1 protein-coding gene is annotated in these 3,253 nt (G+C 71.5%); it reads left to right on the top strand.

Translation table 11 applies throughout. The features are described from left to right. Positions 1 to 49 precede the first annotated feature (49 nt). Entirely contained in the window at positions 50 to 3,214 is a 3,165-nt protein-coding gene (locus ACWF94_RS37160) for an endo-alpha-N-acetylgalactosaminidase family protein (protein WP_453499119.1), read from the top strand. Positions 3,215 to 3,253: the final 39 nt, after the last annotated feature.

The following is a 3,253-nucleotide window of genomic DNA, read 5'->3' as shown; positions in this document are numbered from 1 at the left end:
CCCCAGCCCCGCCCCGTGCGGCACCGGCACGGGCCCCAGCCGCCGGACCATGGTCGCGGCCACCGCGCTGGCCGGAGCGGGTGCGGTCATCGGCGCCCCCGCCATGGCCTTCGCCGACGAGAACACCGGACAGCACAAGGCCGGCGGGACCGGCGGGAACGAGGCCGGCGGGAACAGCGGGAACAGGGCCGGTGAGACCGTCCTGCGCTCGCGCGACCTCGAAGTCCGCGTCGACCGGGGCTTCCCGCGCATCGTCTCGTACACCGACCGTACGACGGGCGCGCTGCTGCACGGCCAGGAGGACCCCGTCGCCTCCGTACTGATCGACTCCACCGCCCGCACCCCGGAGAGGGTCACCGCGAGACCCCGCCGCGACCGCATCGCGTACACCCTCGCCTTCGGCCCGACCTCCGGCCCCACCTCAGGCCCGACCGACACCGAGGTCAACGGAAAGACCCCCACCGGTCCGGCCGACACCGAGATCGACGTCGAGATCCGGGTCGAGGGCCCCCGGGTCCACTGGCGCGTGACCCGTATCGCCGACACCCCCGCCCTGCGCGTCGGCACCCTCCAGATCCCCGGTCTCGCGCTGCTCTCCGTCCGCAGCGACCAGCCGGGCGCGGCCCTGCTCGGCGCCCGTATCCAGCTCGACAAGGCGGGCAGCGGCGACACCCTGGTCCAGGTCACGGCGGCCACCCCCGCCGAGGCGAAGCCGACCGGCTGTGCGTACGCCGTCGTCGCCCATGACCGGCTCGGCGGCGCGATCGAGACCAACACCGTCTACGACAAGCCGGTCGGCGCCGACGGCACCACCTGGGACAACGGCCGGCTCTGGCGGCAGACGATCGCGCACCCCGGGGGCTACACCAAGGCCCAGCTCGTCCCCGGCCAGTGGACCCACCGCGCGGCCACCGCACTCGTGGGCGACACCGAACCGCTCCCGTACGCCACCGTGGTGATCACCCGCGACCGCAACGGTGACGGGGTCGTGGACTGGCAGGACGCGGCCATCGCCTTCCGCGACATCATGGTGAACCCGCTCGGCGCGGACGAACAGCATCTGCGGGTCGTCCCGCACATCCCGTTCAACTTCGCGTCCCAGGCGACCAACCCGTTTCTCGCCACCCTCGACCAGGTCAAACGGATCTCGCTCGCGACGGACGGACTGCGCCAGTACACCCTCCTCAAGGGCTACCAGTCCGAGGGCCACGACTCGGCCCACCCCGACTACGCGGGCAACCACAACCAGCGCGCGGGCGGCCTCGGCGACCTCAACAAGCTGCTCCGCGAGGGCCGGAAGTGGAACAGCGACTTCGGCGTCCATGTCAACGCCACCGAGTCGTATCCCGTCGCCAACGCCTTCTCCGAGACCCTGGTCGACAAGAACAACAAGCAGTGGGACTGGCTCGACCAGTCGTACCGTATCGACCAGCGTCGCGATCTGGTCAGCGGTGACATCGTCAGGCGGTTCGCCGATCTGCGGGCCGAGACCCACCCCGCCCTCAACATGCTCTACATCGATGTGTTCCGCGAGTCCGGCTGGACCTCCGACCGCCTCCAGCGCGCCCTGCGCGAGCAGGGCTGGGGGATCACCACCGAGTGGGGCCACGGCCTGGAACGCTCGGCCCTCTGGGCCCACTGGGCCACCGAGACCGACTACGGGCCCGACACCTCCCGGGGTATCAACTCCCGGCTGATCCGCTTCATCCGCAATCACCAGAAGGACGTCTTCGCCGACAAGTGGCCAAAACTCCTCGGCATCCCGCGCACCGGGAACTTCGAGGGCTGGGTCGCCAAAACCGACTGGAACGTCTTCTACCGGCTGATCTGGACCGAGTCCCTGCCCGCGAAGTACCTCCAGGCCCACCCCATCAAGCGCTGGACCGAGCACGAGATCACCTTCTTCGGCCCCACCTCCGTCTCCGACACCGACGGCACCCGCCGCATCGTCACCGACGGCCGTCTCGTCTACGACGGCGGCACCTACCTCCTCCCCTGGGAGCCCCGCCGCGCCACCGACCCCGCCAAGCTCTACCACTACAACCCCAAGGGCGGCACTAGCACCTGGCGCCTCCCACGCGGCTGGGCGGGCACCTCCCGCGTCCACCTCTACCGCCTCACCGACCAGGGCCGGGTGTACGAGAGCGGGCTGCGGGTCCGGTCCGGCCGGGTCACCATCGACGCCGACCCCGACCAGCCGTACGTCATCCACCGCACCCGCACCCGCCCCCGCCCGGTGCCCGACCCCGACTGGGGCGAGGCCACCCCACTCCACGACCCCGGCTTCAACTCCGGCTCCCTGGACGGCTGGCAGGTCTCCGGCCCCGCCTCCGTCGTCCTCAGCTCCATCGGCGACTACGAACTCGTCGTCGCGGCCGGTGCGTCGGCCTCGGTGGCCCAGCGCCTCGACCGTCTGCGGCCCGGCACCTACGCCGCCTCCGTCCAGGTCGAGGTGGGCGAGCTGGCCGGTCAGCGCCGCCGCGCGAGCCTGGCGGTCCGTACGGCCGACGGCGTCACGTCCGAGAACTGGACCGACATCTCCACCGCCGGCAACTTCGTCGCCGCCGACCGCAAACACGGCACCCGCTTCCAGCGGATGTTCATCTACTTCACCGTCCCCGAAGGCGGCGGCCCGGTGACCCTCACCCTCCGCGCCGACGCCGGTTCCGCGCGCATCCGCTTCGACAACGTCCGTATCGTCCCCGCCCTACCCACCTCCAAGCCCGGGACCATCGCCTACGAGGACTTCGAGCACGTCCCCCAGGGCTGGGGCCCCTTCGTCAAGGGCGACGCCGGCGGCACCACCGACCCCCGCACCCATATCGCCCAGCGCCACGCCCCCTTCACCCAGCGCGGCTGGAACGGCAAGACCATCGACGACGTCATCGACGGCCGCGAGTCCCTCAAGTCCCGCGGCGAGAACAGGGGCCTGGTCTACCGCACCGTCCAGCACCAGGTCCGTTTCGAGCCGGGCAAGCGGTACCGGGTCTCCTTCCGCTACGAGAACGAGAGGGCTGGGGAGTACGCCTGGGTCACGGGTGTCGACTCCCGCGAACTGTCCCGCGTCCCGCTCCCGGTCGCGACCTCTCCCACCGTGGGGACGTACGAGTTCACGGCGCCGGACGACGGCGAGGCGTGGGTGGGCCTGCGGAAGGTCGGCGGGGCGGGGGGCGCGGAGTTCGTACTCGATACGTTCGAGGTCCGCGAGATCTGACCCGCCGGGTCCCGGGTGCCGCCCTTGGGTGGGTGCCCG

Source organism: Streptomyces sp. NPDC055078, assembly GCF_053607985.1.
Note: the sequence above shows the minus strand (reverse complement) of the source record. Positions and strands in the feature narration are given on the sequence as shown.

Bases quoted from the DNA above. Each gene is read 5' to 3' on its own strand.
- ACWF94_RS37160 (WP_453499119.1), top strand. From the start codon at position 50: ATGGTCGCGGCCACCGCGCTGGCCGGAGCGGGTGCGGTCATCGGCGCC.